At 74.6% G+C, this 20,440-nt stretch carries 2 protein-coding genes; both read right to left on the reverse strand.

What is annotated here, in order from left to right:
• Nucleotides 1-4: 4 nt before the first annotated feature.
• Nucleotides 5-5,287: a type I polyketide synthase gene (locus CCN39_RS11300; protein ID WP_086841063.1), complete on the reverse strand. Its 5,283-nt coding sequence runs from the start codon at nucleotides 5,285-5,287 to the stop codon at nucleotides 5-7.
• A gap of 10 nt (nucleotides 5,288-5,297) precedes the next feature.
• Nucleotides 5,298-20,420, reverse strand: a complete 15,123-nt coding sequence (locus CCN39_RS11305) for a type I polyketide synthase (protein ID WP_086841069.1) — start codon at nucleotides 20,418-20,420, stop codon at nucleotides 5,298-5,300.
• Nucleotides 20,421-20,440: the final 20 nt, after the last annotated feature.

The following is a 20,440-nucleotide window of genomic DNA, read 5'->3' on the forward strand; positions in this document are numbered from 1 at the left end:
GGTTTCAGTCGAGCCCGTCGACGAGGGCGAAGAGCTCCTCGTCGCTGGCCGTGTCGAGATCGTCGGCCGGGTCCGGCCGGGCGTCGGCCGCCTCGGCGGTCTTGAGCAGTTCCCGCAGCCGCGCGGTGATCCGGTCGCCGTCCGGGCCGTCGGACGCGGCCGTGATGGCCGCCTCCAGCCCGGCGAGCCCGGCCAGCACCGTGTCCGCGGGGGACGCCTCCTCGACGGCGAGTTCCGTCCGCAGGTGCCGGGCCAGGACCAGCGGGTTCGGGTGGTCGAAGACCAGCGTCGCGGGCAGTTTCAGGCCGGTCGCCTCGCGCAGCCGGTTGCGCAGCTCCACCGACGTCAGCGAGTCGAACCCGGCGTCCTTGAACGCCGCGTCCGCGCGGACGCGGGAGCTGTCGGCGTGCCCGAGCACCACGGCGACCTGGCCGCGGACGAGGTCGAGCAGCAGCGCTTCCTGTTCGGCGACGGTCAGCCCGGCCAGCTTGCGGGCCAGGCCGCCGTCGTCGCCGGACGCCGTGCGCGCCGCCTGCCTGCCCGCCCGGACCAGCCCGCGCAGCAGGTGCGGCACCGTGCCGCCGGCGGCCGCGTCGGCCCGCACCTCGCGCAGGTCGAGTTCGATCGGCACCAGCAGTGCCTCCCCGGCCGCGAGGGCGGCGTCGAAGAGTTCCATGCCTTCGGCGGACCCGAGCGCCCGGACGCCGCCGCGGCCTTCGCGCCGGCTCATCCGGGCGAGGGTGAGGTCGTCGATGGTGTCCGCCATGCCGGTGAGCTGTTCCCACGGACCCCAGGCCAGCGAAAGGCCGGGCAGGCCGGCCGCGCGGCGGGCGGCCATCAGGCCGTCGAGGAAGGCGTTCGCCGCCGCGTACCCGCCGCTGCCCGCGCCCATGAAGATCGAGGACGCGGACGAGTAGGCGATGAACGCGTCGAGGTCCAGGTCGCGCGTGAGCTCGTCGAGGTGCCGGGCGGCGTCGACCTTGGGCGCGAACACCTTGGCCAGCCGCTCCCGGTTCAGCGCCCCGGTGACACCGGCGTCGAACACGCCCGCCGTGTGCACCACCGCGGTCACCGGGTGTGCCTCGAGCAGTGCGGCCACCTGGTCCCGGTCGGAGACGTCGCAGGCCACCACGGACACCGACGCGCCCTGCCCGGTCAGTTCGGTGACGAGGGCTTCGACGCCCTCGGCGTCCCGGCCGCGCCGGCTGGCCAGGACCAGTCGCCGGACGCCGTGCCGGGTGACCAGGGCACGGGCCGCCAGCGCACCCAGCGTCCCGCCGCCGGAGACGAGGACCGTCCCGTCCGGACGGAAGGTCAGCGGTGTCTCCGCCGGTTCGGTGACGCGGGTGAGCCGGGGCACCGAGAACGTCTTGCCGCGCAGCGCCAGCTGCGGTTCGCCGGTCGCCAGCACGGCTTCCGGTGACACGTCGCCGTCGGTGTCGAGCAGCACGATCCGGTCGGGGTTCTCCGACTGGGCGGCCCGGACCAGGCCCCACACCGCGGACCCGGCCGGGTCGGTCACGTCGCGGACGGCGCCCCGGGTCACCACGACCAGCCGGGCGTCTTCCGCCGCGTCGGCGAGGAACGCCTGCACGGCTTCGAGCACCCGGCCGGCCAGCTCCAGGGGCTCCTCACCGGAAGCATCGAGCACCTCGATGTCACCTACCGGCGCCGCACTGTCCACAATGGGCAGTTCGGGCCAGTCGACCCGGTACAGCGAGCTGGTGCGCGCGGTGTCGAGCTGGTCGAGGGCGACCTCGCGCAGGATCAGCGAGTCCATGGTCAGCACGGGAGTGCCGGTCTCGTCGGCGGCTTCGACGGTCAGCGCGTCCGGCCCGCCGGGGGCGATCCGGACCCGCAGGCCCGCGGCGCCCACCGCGTGCAGGGCCAGCCGGTTCCACGAGAACGGCATCACGGGCTTCCCGGGCTGTCCGGACGCGGCCGCGGCGATCGTCCCGGTCTGCAGGGCCGCGTCGAGCAACGCGGGGTGCAGGCCGAACCGGGCGGCGTCTTCCCGCCGGTCGCCGGGCAGGGCGACCTCGGCGAACACTTCGGTGTTCGCCCCGCTGCCGCGCTGCCACACCGCCCACACGCCCTGGAACAGCGGCCCGTACGCGTATCCGCGCTCGGCGAGGTCGGCGTAGAAGTCGCCGATCTCGACGCGCTGCCCGTCCGGCGGCGGCCACGCGGTGAAGTCGAAGCCGGCGCCGCCGGCCGGGGTCGCCGAAACCGTGCCGGTCGCGTGCCGGGTCCACCCGTCCTCGCGCTGGGAGTGGACGTCCACCGTGCGCGCGCCGTTCTGGTCCGGGCCGCTCACCGTGACCTGGACGTTCACCCCGCCCTGCGCGGGCACGACCAGCGGCGCTTCCGTCACGAGTTCGTCGAGGACCGGGCAGCCGGCTTCGTCGCCGGCCCGCACCGCCAGCTCGACCAGCCCGGTGCCGGGGAAGAGCACCACGCCGCCGATGGTGTGGTCGGCGAGCCACGGGTGCGTCCGCAGCGACAGCCGTGAGGTGAACACGAGGCCGTCCGACTGCGGGAGCTGCACGACCGCGCCGAGCAGCGGGTGCCCGGCCTCGGCTTGGCCGAGCGAGACGGCGTCCGCCTGCGCGGCCGGCCGGAGCCAGAAGTGCTGCCGGTCGAAGGCGTACGTCGGCAGGTCAGCGCGTGCGGGCGGCACGAGCGTGGCCCAGTCGACGCGGACGCCGCGGACGAACACCTCGGCCATCGACGTCAGGAGCCGCCGCAGGCCGCCGTCCTCGCGCCGCAACGTCCCGGTGACGACCGCGTCGGTGAGCTCGCTGATCGGCTGCACCAGCACCGGGTGGGCGCTGACCTCGACGAACACGCCGTGGCCCTGCTCGATCAGCGCGGCCACGGCCGGGCCGAAGCCGACCTGGTTGCGCAGGTTCCGGTACCAGTAACCACCGTCCAGGACCTCGGCGTCCCGCACCCACTCGCCGGTGACGGTCGAGAAGAACGGCACGACCGGCGCCTGCGCGGTGATCCCGGCCAGGGTCTCGGCGAGGGTGTCGCGGATGTCCTCGACGTGCCGGGTGTGCGAGGCGTAGTCGACGGCGACCTGCCGGACGCGGACGCCGTCCCCGGCCAGCACCTCCAGGGCTTCGTTCAGGGCCTGGGCGTCGCCGGCGATCACCACCGAGGCGGGGCCGTTGACCGCGGCGACCTCGATCCGGCCGTCCCACAGCGCCAGCCGCGCGTTCGCCTCGTCTTCGCTCAGCGCGACCGACGCCATCCCGCCGCGGCCGGACAGCCGCGCCGCGATCGCCTGGCTGCGCAGGGCAACGACCTTCGCGGCGTCGTCGAGGGTGAGCGCCCCGGACACGCAGGCCGCGGCGATCTCGCCCTGCGAGTGCCCGACGACGGCGTCCGGCCGGACCCCCACGGATTCCCAGACGGCGGCCAGCCCGACCATCACCGCGAAGCACGCGGGCTGCAGCACGTCGACGCGGTCCAGGTCGCCTTCGCCCCGGAGGACGGCCAGCAGGGACCAGTCGGTCCACTGGTCCAGTGCGGCCGCGCACTCCTTGATCCGCTCGGCGAACACCGGCGAGGAGTCCAGGAGCTCGCGGCCCATGCCGGCCCACTGCGTTCCCTGCCCCGGGAACACCCAGACGACCTTGCCCGGCTGGCCCGCGGTCCCGGTCACGACGCCGGGCGCGGCCTCCCCGCGGGCCAGCGCACCGAGCCCCGCGCGGGCTTCCTCGTCCGAACCGGCCACGACCACCGCGCGTTCCTCGAGCACCGCGCGCCCGGACACCAGCGCCCCGGCGAGGTTCGCCGTCGGCACCGCCACCCCGGCCAGCCGTTCGGCCTGCCCGGCCAGGGAGCCGGTGCTGCGCGCCGAAACCACCAGCGGCACGACGGCCGCGGAAACCGGCGCGGCCGCGGCCGGCTCCTCGGGCGCCTCCTCGATGATCAGGTGCACGTTCGTGCCGCTGACGCCGAAGGAGGACACCCCGGCGCGGCGCGGCCGGTCGCCGCGCGGCCACTCGCGGCTCTCCGTCAGCAGTTCCACCGCGCCTTCGGACCAGTCCACCTGCGAGCTGGGCTCGTCGACGTGCAGGGTCGGCGGCATGACGCCGTGCCGCAGCGCCTGGACGACCTTGATCACGCTGGCCACGCCCGCGGCGGCCTGGGTGTGGCCGATGTTCGACTTCAGCGAGCCGAGCCACAACGGCGTCTCCCGCTCCTGCCCGTAGGTGGCCAGCAGCGCTTGCGCCTCGATGGGATCGCCCAGGCTGGTGCCGGTGCCGTGGGCCTCGACGAGGTCCACATCGGACGGTCCGAGGCCGGCGTTCGCCAGTGCCGCGCGGATGACGCGCTGCTGCGAAGGGCCGTTCGGGGCGGTGAGGCCGTTGGACGCGCCGTCCTGGTTCACCGCGCTGCCCCGCAGCACGGCGAGGACGTGGTGCCCGCGCCGGCGCGCGACCGACAGCCGCTCCAGCACGACCACGCTGATGCCCTCGGCGAGCACCATGCCGTCGGCGCCGGAGGCGAACGCCTTGCAGCGGCCGTCGGTGGCCAGTCCCCGTTGCCGGGAGAAGACGACGAAGGAGTCGGGGCCCGACATCACCATCGCGCCGCCGGCCAGTGCCATCGAGCAGTCGCCCTGGCGGAGGGCCTGCGCGGCCAGGTGCATGGCCACCAGCGACGACGAGCAGGCGGTGTCGATGGTGACCGCCGGGCCTTCGAACCCGAAGACGTAGGACACCCGGCCCGACGCCACGCTCGACGCCAGCCCGGTGCCCGCGAAGCTCTGCATCTCCGGGCCGGTCAGGCCGCCGCCGTAGCCCGAGCCGCCGGCGCCGGTGAAGACGCCGACGTCGGTGCCCTTCAACGAGGTCGGGTCGAGGCCGACGCCTTCGAGGGCTTCCCAGGACGTCTCCAGCAGCAGCCGCTGTTGCGGGTCCATGGCGAGGGCCTCGCGCGGCGAAATCCCGAAGAAGCCCGGGTCGAACAGGGCGGCGTCGTGGAGGAAGCCGCCCCGGTCGGTGTAGGACGTCCCCGCGTGGTCCGGGTCCGCGTCGAACAGGGTGTCCAGGTCCCAGCCGCGGTCGGTGGGGAACCCCGACACGGCGTCGCCGCCTTCGGCCACCAGCCGCCACAGGTCGTCCGGCCCCGCGACGCCCCCGGGCAGCCGGCACGCCATGCCGACGATCGCGATCGGCTCGCTGGCGGCGTTGACCCGCTTCTTCAGCGTGCCGACCTCTTCGAGGGACTTCCGCAGCGCCTCGACGACCTTTTCATACGACGCACTCACCACTTGCTCCCCATCACTCGTCGCCGAAAGCCAGTTGCACGAGGTCGTCGACGCCGAGGTCGGCGATCGACGGCTCCTCGCCCGCGATCGACGCGAGCGCGTGCCGCAGCCGGTCGTCATCCCCGTTGCGCCCGTTCCCGTTGCTCTCCGGCACCATCCGTGCGCTGAGGTAACGGGCGACGGCCAGCGGGTTCGGGTAGTCGAAGACCAGCGTGGCGGGCAGCTTCAGCCCGGTCGCCTCGCGCAGCCGGTTCCGCAGTTCCACCGACGTCAGCGAATCGAACCCGGTGTCCTTGAACGCCGTGTCCGCGCGCACCGCGTCCGGCCCGTCGTAGCCGAGCACGACCGCGACCTGCCCGCGCACCAGGTCGACCAGCGCCGCTTCCCGCTCGACCGCGGGCAGCCCGGCCAGTCCGCGGTCCACAGTGGACACCGACCGGGCCTGGGTCCGGCTCGGCCGGACGAGACCGCGGAACAGGACCGGGACCGTGCTCGCCCGCATCGCGGCGAGGTCGAGCTTGATCGGCACGAGCAGCGACTCGGCCGTTCGCAGCCCGAGGTCGAACAGCTCCAGGCCCTCGGCGCGGGTCAGTTCCAGGACGCCGTTGCGGCTCGCCCGCGCGTGGTCGACGTCGCTGAGGTGGGCGGCCATGCCGCTGCTGCGTTCCCAGAGGCCCCAGGCCAGGGACAAGCCCGGCAGGCCAGCGGCCCGGCGACTCGCCATCGCCGCGTCCAGGAAGGCGTTGGCCGCCGCGTACGGGCCTTGGCCGCCACCGCCCATCACGCCGGCAACGGACGAGAACACGACGAACGCGCCGAGGTCCCGGTCGCGGGTGAGCTCATCGAGGTGAACGGCGGCGGTGACCTTGGCCGCGTAGACGTTCGCCAGCCGGGCGGGGGTCAGCGCCTCGATCACGCCGTCCTCGAAGACGCCGGCGGTGTGCACCACCCCGGTCAGGTCGGGCAGGTCCGCGAGGAGGGCGGCCACCTGGTCCCGGTCGGAGACGTCACAGGCCACGAAGGACACGTCCGCGCCTTCGCCGGTCAGCTCGGTGATCAGGTCCTGGGCGCCGTCGGCGTCCCGGCCCTGCCGGCTCGCCAGCACCACCCGGCGCACGCCGTGCCGGGTGACCAGGTGCCGGGCGACCAGCGCGCCCAGCGATCCCGCGCCCGAGACCAGGACCGTCCCGTCGGGGTCGAACGCGGCTGGCGTGTCCGAAATCCGGGTGGCGCGGGCGAGCCGGGGCACGTGGAAGGTCGTCCCGCGCACCGCGAGCTGCGGCTCACCGGAGGCCAGCACCGCACCCAGCGGGACTTCGCCGTCGGTGTCCAGCAGGACGATCCGGTCCGGGTGCTCCGCCTGGGCGGACCGGACCAGGCCCCACACCGCGGCGGCGGCCGGGTCGGTCAGCGTGTGGTCGCCGCCGGCGGGCACCGCGCCGCGGGTCGTCACGACCAGCCGGGCTTCCTCGAACGCGGGCGCGGCCAGCCACGCCTGCACGATCTCGAGCACCCGGGACGTCACGGCCAAGGCGTCCGCACCGGCGGCTTCGAGCACCACCACCGGTGGCGCGTCCGCCTTCTCCGCCAGGGCGGTCACGTCGTCGGCGGTGTCCACCGGCATCCACGGCGGCAGCTCCGCATTCGGCACGGCAGGCAGCTCGGTCCAGTCGACGCGGAACATCGCGTCGTGGCCCGCGTCGGCCGCGGCGCCCAGCCGCTCGGCCGAGACCGGCCGGGAGACCAGCGATTCCATGGTCAGGACCAGGCCACCGGTCTCGTCGGCGGCTTCGACGGACAGCGCGTCCGGGCCGCTCGGCGTGAGCCGGACCCGCAGGGCCGAAGCGCCCGCGGCGTGCAGGACCAGGCCGTTCCAGGCGAAGGCGAGCACCGGCTCGCCGGGCTCGCCGCCGACGGTCGCGGCCTGCAGGGCGGCGTCGAGCAGCGCCGGGTGGACGCCGAACCGGCCCGCGTCCTTGCGCAGGTCCTCGGGCAGGGCGACCTCGGCGAAGACGTCGTCGTCACGCCGCCACACCGCCCGCAGTCCCTGGAACGCCGGCCCGTACCCGTAACCACGGCCGGCCAGGTCCGCGTAGAAGGTCTCGACGTCGATGCGCTCGGCGTCCGCGGGCGGCCAGGCGTGGAAGTCGAAGGCCGGGTCCTGGGCGGGGGCCGTCGACAGGACGCCGGTGGCGTGCCGTGTCCAGCTGCCCGTGCCGCCGTCGCGCTGCGAGTAGACGTCCACTGTGCGCGAGCCGGTCTCGTCCGGGCCGCTCAGCGCGACCTGGACCCGGACCCCGCCCTGGGCGGGCACCACCAGCGGCGCCTCGATGATCAGCTCGTCGAGCGCGGTGCACCCGGCTTCGTCACCGGCCCGCACGGCCAGTTCGGCCAGCCCGGAACCGGGGAGGATCACCACGCCGCCGACCGCGTGGTCGGCGAGCCAGGGGTGCGTCCGCACCGACAGCCGCGAGGTGAAGACCAGGCCGTCGGACTGCGGCAGCTCGACGACCGCGCCCAGCAGCGGGTGGTCGGCGGCCGCCTGGCCCAGCGAGGCCGCGTCGGTCGCGGTCTCGGCGGGCCGGAGCCAGTAGTGCCGGTGGTCGAAGGCGTACTTGGGCAGGTCGACCCGGCCCGTCCGCGGCAGGACCGCGGTCCAGTCGAGCGCGACACCCCGCACGAACAGCTCGGCCATCGAGGTCAGCAGGCGGCGCAGGCCACCGTCCTCGCGCCGCAGCGAGCCGGTGACGACCGCGTCGTCGCTGATTTCGCTGAGCGGCTGGACCAGCACCGGGTGCGCGCTGACCTCGACGAACACGCCGTGGCCCTGGCGGACGAGCTCCGCCACCGCCGGGCCGAAGCCGACCTGGTTGCGCAGGTTCCGGTACCAGTAACCGCCGTCGAAGACCCCGGCGCCGGTGATCCAGTCACCGGTGAGAGTCGAGAAGAACGGCACCTTCGGGGCGTGCGCTTCGAGGCCGGCCAGTGCCTCGGCGAGCAGGTCCTCGATGGCTTCGACCTGGTTGGTGTGGGATCCGTAGTCCACGGCGACCCGCCGGACGCGGACTCCCTGTCCGGACAACGCCGCGACGACCTCGTCGAGGGCCTGGGCTTCCCCGGCGATCACCACGGAGGTGGGGCTGTTGACCGCGGCCACCTGGACCCGGTCGGCCCACGGCGCCAGCCACGCGGTCGCGTCTTCTTCGCTCAACGCGACCGAGGCCATGCCGCCGCGGCCGGCCAGCCGGGTGGCGATCGCCTGGCTGCGCACCGCGACCACCTTCGCCGCGTCCTGCAGCGACAACGCACCCGAGACGCACGCCGCCGCGATCTCGCCCTGGGAGTGCCCCACGACGGCGTCCGGCCGCACGCCGACGGACTGCCACACCGCGGCGAGGCCGACCATCACCGCGAAGCTCGCGGGCTGCACGACGTCGACGCGATCCAGGAGGTCGGATTCCCCGCGCAGCACGTCGAGCAGCGACCAATCGACCCACGGTGCCAGCGCGGCCGCGCACTCGGCCACCCGCTCGGCGAACACCGGGGACGCTTCGAGGAGCTCCCGGCCCATGCCGACCCACTGCGAGCCCTGACCCGGGAAGACCCAGACGAGCTTGCCCGGCGCTCCGGCCCGGCCGGTGACCACCGCGGCCGTGTCTTCCCCGCGGGCCAGCGCTTCCAGGCCCGTCGCGGCTTCTTCGCGAGAGCCCGCGACGACGACCGCGCGCTCGGTCAGCGCGGCCCGGTTCGTCACCAGCGCCCGGGCGACGCCCGCCAGCGGCGCGGCCTCCACGGCTTCGGCGAGCCGGCCGGCCTGCGCGGCCAGGGAAGCCGTGCTGCGGGCGGAAACCACGACCGGCACCACCGGAACCTCGGGTGTGGGCACCGGCTCTTCGGCGGGCGCCTCCTCCAGGATCAGGTGCGCGTTCGTGCCGCTGACGCCGAACGCGGACACCCCGGCCCGGCGCGGGCGGCCGGTGCGCGGCCACTCGCGCGCCTCCGTCAGCAGTTCGACCGCCCCGGCGGACCAGTCCACTTCGGGAGTCGGCTGGTCGACGTGCAGCGTCGGGGGCAGCACTTCGTGCCGGAGCGCCTGGACCATCTTGATCACGCCCGCGACACCCGCGGCGGCTTGGGCGTGCCCGATGTTCGACTTCAGGGAGCCGAGCCACAACGGCGTCTCGCGGTCCTTGCCGTAGGTGGCGAGCAAGGCCTGCGCCTCGATCGGGTCACCCAGGGTGGTCCCGGTGCCGTGCGCCTCGACGGCGTCCACATCGGACGGTGCCAGCCCGGCGCTCAGCAGCGCCCGGCGGATCACCCGCTGCTGCGAGGGCCCGTTCGGCGCGGTGAGGCCGTTGGAGGCGCCGTCCTGGTTGACCGCGCTGCCGCGCAGCACGGCCAGGATCCGGTGGCCGCGTTCGCGGGCCACCGACAGCCGTTCGAGGACGAGCACGCCGACACCCTCGGCCCAGCCGGTGCCGTCGGCCGCGGCGGCGAAGGCCTTGCAGCGCCCGTCGACAGCGAGTCCCCGCTGCCGGGAGAACTCCACGAACGCGCCGGGGTTCGCCATCACCGTCGCGCCGCCGGCCAGGGCCATCGAGCATTCGCCCTGCCGCAGGGACTGCGCGGCGAGGTGCATCGCGACCAGCGAAGACGAGCACGCCGAGTCGATCGTCACCGCCGGGCCTTCGAAGCCGAACACGTACGACACGCGGCCGGACGCCACGCTCGACGACCCGCCGGTGCCGGCGAAGCCCTCCAGCTCCGGGGTGACGACGCTGTCCCCGGGCGCGACATAGCCCTGGCCGAACATGCCGGTGAACACGCCGACGTCGTTGCCCTTCAGCGAAAGCGGGTCGACGCCGGCGTCTTCCATCGCCTCCCAGGAGGCCTCCAGCAGCAGCCGCTGCTGGGGGTCCATGGCGACGGCCTCACGCGGCGAGATCCCGAAGAACCCCGCGTCGAAGAGCCCGGCTTCGTGCAGGAAGCCGCCGTGCCGGGTGTAGGTCTTGCCCGGGCGGGCCGGGTCCGGGTCGTAGATGCTTTCCAGGTCCCAGCCGCGGTCGGTCGGGAAGCCCGAGACCGCGTCCCGGCCCTCGGCGACCAGCCGCCAGAGGTCCTCGGGGCCGGCGACCCCGCCCGGCAGGCGGCAGGCCATGCCGACGATGGCGATCGGCTCGTCGAGGTCGGCCTTCGCGGCCGCCGTGGCGACCGGCGTCTCCGCCGCGCCGCCGAGCTCCTCGCGCAGGTGCCGGGCGAGGGCCTGGGGGTTCGGGTAGTCGAAGACCAGCGTCGCGGGCAGCTTCAGCCCGGTGGCGGTCCGCATCCGGTTGCGCAGCTCGACCGCGGTCAGCGAGTCGAACCCGGCGTCCTTGAACGCGGTGTCCACGCGGACGGCACTGGCGTCGGCGTGCCCGAGCACGGCCGCCACCTGCGCCCGGACCAGGTCCAGGAGCAGGGTGAGCTGGTCCGCGGGCGCGAGCCCGGCCAGCCGTCCGGCCAGCCCGTTGTCCGCGGTGGACGCGGTGCGGGCCCGCTGCCGTCCCACGCGGACCAGGCCACGCAGCATGGGCGGCACGGTTCCGCCCGCGCGGAGGTCCAGCTTCGCGGGCACCAGCAGCGACTCGCTCGAGCCGAGGGCGGCGTCGAACAGGTCCATGCCCTCGGCCTGCGTCATGATCTGCAGGCCGCCGCGGCGGCTCATCCGGGCCCGGGTGGCCTCGTCGGTGTTGGCGGCCATGCCGGTGCTCTGGTCCCACAGGCCCCACGCCAGCGACAAGCCCGGCAGGCCGGCCGCCCGGCGATTCGCCATCAGGCCGTCCAGGAAGGCGTTCGCGGCGGCGTAGCTGCCGCTGCCCGCGCCCATGAACACGGCGGAAACCGAGGAGTAGACGACGAAAGCGTCGAGGTCCCGGTCGCGGGTGAGCTCGTCGAGGTGCCGCACCGCATCGACCTTGGGCGCGAACACCCTGGCCAGCCGCTCGCGGTCGAGCGTCCCGATGACGCCCGCGTCGAGGACACCGGCGGTGTGCACCACGGCGGTGGGCCGGTGCTCGTCGAGCAGCGCGGCCACCTGAGCGCGGTCGGAGACGTCACACGCCACCACCGACACTTCCGCGTCCAGCTCGGCGACCAGGTCGGCCAGGCCGTCGGCGGCCGGTCCTCGACGACTCGCCAGCACCAGCTTCCGCACGCCGTGGCGCTCCACCAGGCGCCGGGCCACCAGGCCGCCGAGCGCGCCGGCGCCCGAGATCAGGACCGTCCCGTCCGGGCGGAACACCGGCTCCCCGCTCCGCTCCGCGCGGGCGAGGCGGGGCACGAAGTACTTCCCGCCGCGCACCGCGAGCTGCGGCTCGTCACCCGCCAGGGCCGGGATCTCCCCGTCGGTGTCGATCAGGAAGATGCGGTCCGGGTTCTCCGCCTGCGCGGCCCGGACCAGGCCCCACACGGCCGCCCCGGCGGGGTCGGTCACCGCACCGTCGCCGGCGGGCACCGCGCCGCGGGTCACCACGACCAGCCGGGCGTCGTCGGCCGCGTCGGCGAGGAACCCCTGCACGGCTTCCAGCACGCGGCTGGTCAGTTCGAGAGGCTCCTCTCCGAAGGCTTCGAGCACTTCGACCGGCTCCGCCGGTGTCGCACTGTCCGCAAGGGACACTTCGGTCCAGTCGACCCGGTACAGCGATCCGGCGCGGGCCTGCCCGGCCGAGAGTTCCCGGCCCACCACCGGGCCGGCGGTGACGACCAGGCCACCCGTTTCGTCGGCCGCTTCGAGGGAGACGCCGGGCACCAGCCGGACCCGCAGCGCCGAGGCGCCCGCGGCGTGCAGGACCAGGCCGTGCCACTCCGCCGGCTGCTCGCCGTCCGCGAGGACCGGGCGCACGGCCGCGTCCAGCAGCGCCGGGTGGATGCCGAACGCGGCGGCGTCCAGTTCCTCGGGCAGCGCGACCTCGGCGAAGATCTCCTCGCCGCGCCGCCAGCCGCCGTCGGCCTCCTGGGCGCCGGCGGGCGGCCACACGGTGAAGTCGAAGGGCTCGTGCGCCGGAGCCGTCGCCGACAAGTGCCCGGTGGCGTTCCGGGTCCAGTCTTCGTCGCCTTCGCGCTGCGAATACACCTCGACCACGCGCTCGCCGCTCACGGTGACCTGCATCCGCAAGCCGCCGCTTTCGGGCAGGACCAGCGGAGATTCGACGGTCAGGTCGTCGAGGACCGGGCACCCGGCTTCGTCACCGGCCCGCACGGCCAGCTCCACCAGAGCGGCACTCGGGACGCCGTCGGCCAGCCACGGGTGCGTCCGCACCGACAGGCGCGAGGTGAACACGAGACCGTCGGACTGCGGCAGCGGCAGGACCGCCCCCAGCAGCGGGTGGTCGGCGCCGGCCAGGCCCAGGGAAGGCGCGTCGGCCGCGGCGGGCGGGCTGAGCCAGAAGTGCTGGTGGTCGAAGGCGTACGTCGGCAGCTCGACGCGCGCGGGCGGCGCCATGGTGGCCCAGTCGACCGGGACACCCTGGACGAACAGCTCGGCCATCGAGGTCAGCAGCCGCCGCACCCCGCCGTCGTCGCGCCGCAGGGTCCCGGTGACGACCGCGTCGGCGAGCTCGCTGATCGGCTGGACCAGGACGGGGTGGGCACTGACCTCGACGAACACACCGTGCCCCTGCCCCAGCAGCGTCTCCACCGCCGGGCCGAACCGGACCTGGTTGCGCAGGTTCCGGTACCAGTACCCGCCGTCCACGACCCCGGCTTCGGTGATCCACTCACCCGTGACCGTCGAGAGGAACGGCACCACCGGCGCCTGCGCCTCGATCCCGGCCAAGGTCTCGGCGAGGGTGCCCTCGATGTCTTCCACGTGCCGGGTGTGGGACGCGTAGTCCACCGCCACCCGCCGGCCACCGATGACTGCCACGGCTTCCGTGAGCGCTTCGGCATCACCCGCGATCACGACCGAGGCCGGGCCGTTGACCGCGGCGATCTCGACGCGCCCCTCCCACGGCGCCAGCCGGGAGGCCACCTCGTCGTGGCTCAGCTGGACCGACGCCATCCCGCCGCGGCCGGACAGCTCCGCCGCGATCGCCTGGCTCCGCAACGCCACCACCTTCGCGGCGTCCTCAAGGGACAGTGCACCCGACACGCAGGCCGCGGCGATCTCACCCTGGGAGTGCCCCAGGACCGCATCGGGCACGACACCGACCGAGGCCCAGACGGCGGCGAGACCGACCATCACGGCGAAACTCGCGGGCTGCAGCACGTCGACCCGGTCCAGATCGCCCTCGCCGCGGAGAACGTCGAGCAGCGACCAGTCGACCCACGGCTCCAGCGCGGCGGCGCATTCGGTGATCCGCTCGGCGAACACCGGGGACGCTTCCAGGAGCTCCCGGCCCATGCCCGCCCACTGCGTCCCCTGGCCGGGGAACACCCAGACCGTCTTGCCGGGCATCCCGGCAATGCCGGTCACCAGGCCGGCCGCGCTTTCGCCGCGGGCCAGCGCGGTCAGCCCGTTCCGGGCCTCCTCCGCCGAGCCCGCCACGACGACGGCCCGGTCGGTCAGCGTCGCCCGGGTCGACAGCAGGGCTCCCGCCACGCGGGTCAGCGAGACGTCTCCGTCGAGGAACGCCGCGAGCCGCCCGGCCTGGCCGGCCAGGGAACCGGCGCTGCGCGCGGACACCACGACCGGCACCACGGCGTCGGGCACGGCCGCCTCGGGCGTGTCGTCGGCGGGCGCTTCTTCGAGGATGAGGTGCGCGTTGGTGCCGCTGATGCCGAACGACGAGACGCCGGCCCGGCGCGGGTGGCCGTTGCGGGCCCACTCGCGGCCCTCGGTCAGCAGCTCGACCGCGCCCGCGGACCAGTCCACCTGCTTGGTGGGTTCCTGCACGTGGAGGGTCGGCGGCAGCGTGTCGTGCCGCAGCGCCTGGACCATCTTGATGACGGCCGCGACCCCCGCGGCCGCCTGCGTGTGGCCGATGTTCGACTTCAGCGAGCCGAGCCACAACGGCGTCTCGCGGTTCTTGCCGTAGGTGGCCAGCAGCGCCTGGGCCTCGATCGGGTCGCCCAGCGCGGTGCCGGTGCCGTGCGCCTCGACGACGTCCACTTCGGACGGTTGCAGTCCGGCGCCGGCCAGCGCGCTGCGGATCACCCGCTGCTGCGACGGCCCGTTCGGGGCGGTGAGGCCGTTGGAGGCGCCGTCCTGGTTGACCGCGCTGCCGCGGAGCACGGCGAGGACCCGGTGACCGCGCTCGCGGGCCACCGAAAGCCGTTCGAGGACGACGATGCCGACCCCCTCGGACAGGACGGTGCCGTCCGCGCCGTCGGCGAACGCCTTGACCCGGCCGTCCTCGGCCATGCCGCGCTGCCGCGACATGCCGATGACCCCGATCGGCGAGCCCATCACGGCGACCCCACCGGCCAGGGCCATCGTGCACTCGCCCTGCCGGAGTGCCTGGGCCGCGAGGTGGATCGCGACCAGCGACGACGAGCACGCGGTGTCCACGGTGACCGCGGGGCCCTCGAACCCGAAGGTGTAGGACACGCGGCCCGAGGCGACGCTGCCCGCGGTGGCGGTGGTGACGAAGCCTTCAAGTTCCGCGGGCATGTTGGTCAGGGACTCGAGGTAGTCGTGGATGGAGACGCCGGAGAAGACACCGACGGCGTCGCCGCGGGCCTTGGTCGGGTCGATGCCCGCGCGTTCGAGGGCTTCCCAGGAGGCTTCGAGCAGCAGCCGCTGCTGCGGGTCCATGGCCAGGGCTTCCCGCGGCGAGATGCCGAAGAAGCCGGGGTCGAACAGCGCGGCCTCGTGCAGGAAGCCGCCCTGCCGGATGTAGGCCGTGCCCGGGCGCTCGGGGTCCGAGTCGAACAGGCCCTCCAGGTCCCAGCCGCGGTCTTCGGGGAAGGCCGACATGCCGTCGCGGCCTTCGGCGACCATCCGCCACAGGTCGTCGGGGCTCATGACGCCGCCCGGCAGGCGGCAGGCCATGCCGACGATGGCGATCGGCTCGCCCGCGTCCACGGGGGCCGCCGTCACCGTCGCGGGCGCGCCCGCGACGGTCTCCCCCAGCTCCTCACGCAGGTGCCGGGCGAGCGCCACCGGCGTCGGGTAGTCGAAGACGAGCGTGGCGGGCAGCTTGACACTCGTCGCCGCGCTCAGCCGGTTCCGCAGCTCGACCGCGGTCAGCGAGTCGAAGCCGAGGTCGCTGAACCCCCGCGTGCCCTGGGCCAGCTCGGGGGCGTTGAAGCCGAGCACCGCGGCCGCTTCGGCCTGCACGATGCCCAGCAGCACCGTTTCCTGCTCCTCGGCGGGCAGCCCGGCGAGCTTGGCGACCAGGCCGCCACCACCGCTCGCGGCGGCCGTCCGCGTCACCCGGCGGCTCGCGCGGACCAGGCCGCGCAGCAGGTGCGGGACCTCGCCGCCGGCCGTGGCCTGGCTGCGCAGCGTCCGCAGGTCGAGCTTGATCGGCACGAGCAGCGCCTGCTCGGCGGCCAGGCCGATGTCGAAGATGTCGAGGGCCTCGGCGGGCGTCATGGCCAGCACGCCGCCGCGGCTCATCCGGGCCTGGTCGGTGGCGCTGAGGTGGGCGGTCAGGCCGTCGGCCTGCTCCCACAGGCCCCACGCCAGCGACACGCCGGGCCGGCCCGCCGCGCGGCGCACCGCCATCAGGCCGTCGAGGAAGGCGTTGGCCGCCGCGTAGTTGCCCTGGCCGGCCGAGCCCATCAGCGCGGCCGCGGACGAGAACACGACGAATGCGTCGAGCTCGCTGTCCCGGGTCAGTTCGTCGAGGTGGCGGACCGCGTCGACCTTGGGGGCGAACACCCCGGCCAGCCGCTCCCGGGTCAGCGCCCCGAGCACGCCGTCGTCGAGCAGGCCCGCCAGGTGCACGATGCCGGTCGGGCGGTGCTCGGCCAGCAGCGCGGCGACCTGGTCGCGGTCGGAGACGTCGCACGCCACCACGGACACCGTCGCGCCGTGCCCGGTCAGTTCGGTGACGAGGTCTTCGGCGGCCACCCCGCGACGACTCGCGAGCACCAGGCGCCGGACGCCGTGCCGGGCGACCAGGTGCCGGGCGACCAGGCCACCCAGGGAGCCGGTGCCGCCGGTGAGCAGGACCGTCCCTTCCGGACCGAACACCGCGGGCGCCGCCGGCACCTCACCGGTGGCGCGGGCCAGCCGCGGGACGAAGAACGCGTTGCCGCGCACGGCGATCTGCGGTTCACCGCTGCCCAGCACGGCACCCAGCGGGACGTCACCGTCGGTGTCGACCAGGACGATCCGGCCCGGGTTCTCCGCCTGGGCGGCCCGCACCAGACCCCACACGGCGGCACCGGCCGGGTCGGTCACCTCGCGCACGGCGCCGCGGGTCACCACGACCAGCCGGGCTTCCTCGGCCGCGCGTTCGAGCCACGCCTGCACGGCTTCCAGGACGCGGCTGGTCAGGTCCAGGGGCTCCCCGCCGGCGGCTTCGAGCACCTCGACGTGGTCAGTGGAGACGCTCTCGGTCGCGGGCAGCTCGACCCAGTCCACCTGGAACAGCGAGTCGCGCTCTTCGCCCGCCGCCGTCTCCAGCTGCGCGGCCGAGACCTCGCGGGACACCAGCGAATCCATGGTGACGACCAGGCCACCGGTTTCGTCGGCGGCCTGGAACGTCAGCGCGTCCGGGCCGCCCGGCGCGACCCGCACCCGCAGCGCCGAAGCACCCACGGCGTGCAGGACCAGGCCGTTCCACGCGAACGGCAGCACGTTGCGGTCGTCGTCGGGGTTGGCGAAGGCGTTCGTGTGCAGGGCCGCGTCGAGCAGCGCGGGGTGGAGGCCGAACTTGCCGGCGTCCTCGCGGTGGTCGTCGGGCAGGGCGACCTCGGCGAAGACCTCTTCACCGCGCCGCCACACCGCCCGCATGCCCTGGAAGGCGCCGCTGTAGGCGTACCCGCGCTCGGTCAGGTCGGTGTAGAAGTTCTCGACGTCGATCGGCTGCGCCCCGGCGGGCGGCCAGGCGGCGAAGTCGAAGCGGTCCGGTTCCCGGGACGTCGACGCGCCGAGGAGACCGGTCGCGTGCCGGGTCCATTCGTCGCCGTCTTCTCGCATGGAGAAGACGTCCACCGCGCGCGAGCCGGTTTCGTTCGGCCCGCTCACCGCGACCTGCACGCGGACCCCGCCGCGCTCGCCCAGCACCAGCGGCGCCTCGATGACGAGCTCTTCCAGGACGCCGAAGCCGAGCTCGTCCCCGGCGCGCAGGGCGAGGTCGACGTAGACCGTGCCCGGGATGAGCACGACCCCGCCGATCGCGTGCCCGGCCAGCCAGGGGTGCGTCTTCAGCGACAGCCGCGAGGTGAAGACGAGGCCGTCGGACTGCGGCAGCGGGACGACCGCGCCGAGCAGCGGGTGGTCGGCGCCGACGAGGCCCAGCGACACCGCGTCCGTCGCCGACCCGCCCATCCGCAGCCAGTAGTGCTGGTGGTCGAAGGCGTACGTCGGCAGCTCGGCGCGCCGGAACGGCGGCAGCACGCCGGTCCAGTCCACGGTCACGCCGCGCACGAACAGCTCGGCCGCCGAGGCCAGCAGGCGCCGGAGGCCGCCCTCCTCGCGCCGCAGCGTCCCGGTCACCACGGCTTCGGTGCCGTCGACGAGTTCGTTGATCGGCTGGACGAGCACGGGGTGCGCGCTGACCTCGACGAACACCCGGTGGCCCTGCTCGACCAAGTCGGCCACGGCCGGGCCGAACCGGACCTGGCGACGCAGGTTGCGGTACCAGTAGCCGCCGTCGAGGACGCCGGCATCTGCCACCCACTCGCCGGTGACGGTCGAGTAGAACGGCACCTCGGGCGCCTGCGCGCGGATCCCGCCGAGCATCTCGGCCAGTGCGTCACGCGCGGCTTCGACGTGCCGGGTGTGGGACGCGTAGTCCACCGCGACCCGCCGGATCCGGACGCCTTGGTCGTCGAGCGCGTCGAGAGCTTCGTCCAGGGCTTCGGCGTCCCCGGCGATGACCACGGACGCCGGCCCGTTGACGGCCGCCACTTCCACGCGGCCCGCCCACGCCTCGATCCGCGCGGTCGCGTCTTCTTCGCTCAGCGCGACCGAGGCCATCCCGCCGCGGCCGGCCAGCGAGGCGGCGATCGCCTGGCTGCGCAACGCCACCACCTTCGCGGCGTCCTCCAGCGTCAACGCTCCAGACACGCACGCGGCCGCGATCTCGCCCTGCGAGTGCCCCACCACGGCCTCGGGTTCGACGCCGAGGGAAGCCCACACCGCCGCGAGCCCGACCATCACGGCGAAGCTCGCCGGCTGCACGACGTCGACCCGGTGCAGCAGGTCGGCGTCGCCGCGCAGGACGTCGGTCAGCGACCAGTCGACCCACCGCCCGAGCGCGGTCTCGCACTCGGCGATCCGCGCCGCGAAGACCGGCGAGGCGGCCAGGAGTTCCCGGCCCATGCCCGTCCACTGCGTGCCCTGGCCGGGGAACACCCAGACGACCTTGCCCGGCGCACCCGAGCCGCGGCCGGTGAGCAGGCCGGGGGCGCTCTCGCCGTGGGCCAGCGCCCGCAGCCCGGTCACGGCTTCTTCGGGCGAACCGGCCACGACGACAGCGCGTTCGCTGAGCGTCGCGCGGCCGGACACCAGCGTCCCGGCCATGTCCGCCAGGGAGATGTCGCCGACCTCCGCCAGCCGACCGGCCTGGGCGGCCAGCGAAGCCGCGGTGGCCGCCGACACGACCAGCGGCACCACCCCCGCGGGGGCGGGCGCTTCGACCGCCGGCTCGTCGGCGGGCGCTTCTTCGAGGATCATGTGCGCGTTGGTGCCGCTGGCGCCGAACGCGGAGATCGCGCCGCGGCGCGGGTGGCCGTTGCGCGGCCATTCGCGGCCCTCGGTCAGCAGCTGGATCGAGCCCGCCGACCAGTCGACCTGGGGGGTCGGCGCGTCGACGTGCCGGGTCGCCGGGAGCTGCCCGTGCCGCAGCGACTGGACCATCTTGATCACGCCGGCCACGCCGGAGGCGGCCTGCGTGTGCCCGACGATCGACTTCACCGAGCCGAGCAGCAGCGGCTGCTGCGGGTCGCGGCCCTGGCCGTAGGTGGCCAGCAGGGCCTGCACCTCGATCGGGTCGCCGAGGACCGTGCCGGTGCCGTGCCCCTCCACGGTGTCCACATCGGACGGTGACAGTCCGGCGGCGGCGAGGGCCTTGCGGATGACCCGCTGCTGCGCGGGGCCGTTGGGCGCGGTCAGGCCGTTCGACGCGCCGTCCTGGTTGACCGCGCTGCCGCGGATGACGGCGAGGACCTGGTGCCCGCGTTCGCGCGCCACCGACAGCCGCTCCAGCAGCAGGACGCCGACGCCCTCGGCCCAGCCGGAGCCGTCGGCGGCCGCGGCGTAGGACTTGCAGCGCCCGTCGAAGGCCAGGGCCCGCTGCCGCGCGAAGCCGACGAACCCGCCCGGCGTCGCCATCACGGTCGAGCCGCCGGCCAGGGCCATCGAGCACTCACCACGGCGAAGTGCCTGTGCGGCGAGGTGAATCGCCACGAGCGAGGACGAGCACATGGTGTCGACGGTGACGGCGGGGCCTTCGAGGCCGAGCGTGTAGGCGACCCGGCCGGAGGCGACGCCACCCGCGGTGCCGAGGGCGCGCTCCAGGCTCATGAAGCCCTCGAACCCGCTGAGGTCCGGGGCGTAGTCCTGGTGGACGACCCCGGCGTACACGCCGATGTCGCTGCCCCGCACCGAATGCGGGTCGATCCCGGCCCGCTCCAGGGTCTCCCAGGACACTTCCAGCAGCTGCCGCTGCTGCGGGTCCATGGCGAGCGCCTCGCGCGGCGAGATACCGAAGAACCCGGCGTCGAACTGGGCCGCGTCGCGCAGGAAGGCGCCCTCCCGCACGTACGTCGTGCCGGGGTTGTCGGGGTCCGGGTGGTAGAGGCCCTCGACGTCCCAGCCGCGGTCCTCGGGGAAGCCGGTGTAGACGTCGGCGCCTTCGGACACCACGCGCCAGAAGTCCTCCGGGCCGCGGATCCCGCCGGCGTAGCGGCAGGCCATGGAGACGATCGCGATGGGCTCCGCCGCGGCCGCGGCGAGCGCGGCGTTCTCCTGCTGGAGGCGGACGTTCTCCTTCAGCGAAGCGCGCAGTGCGTCAACGATCTGCTCGTTCGGCGCGGACATGTTCTTCCTCCACGATTCGT

The sequence above is a fragment of the Amycolatopsis kentuckyensis genome (assembly GCF_002155975.1).
In the GTDB taxonomy this organism is placed as follows: Bacteria; Actinomycetota; Actinomycetes; order Mycobacteriales; family Pseudonocardiaceae; genus Amycolatopsis; species Amycolatopsis kentuckyensis.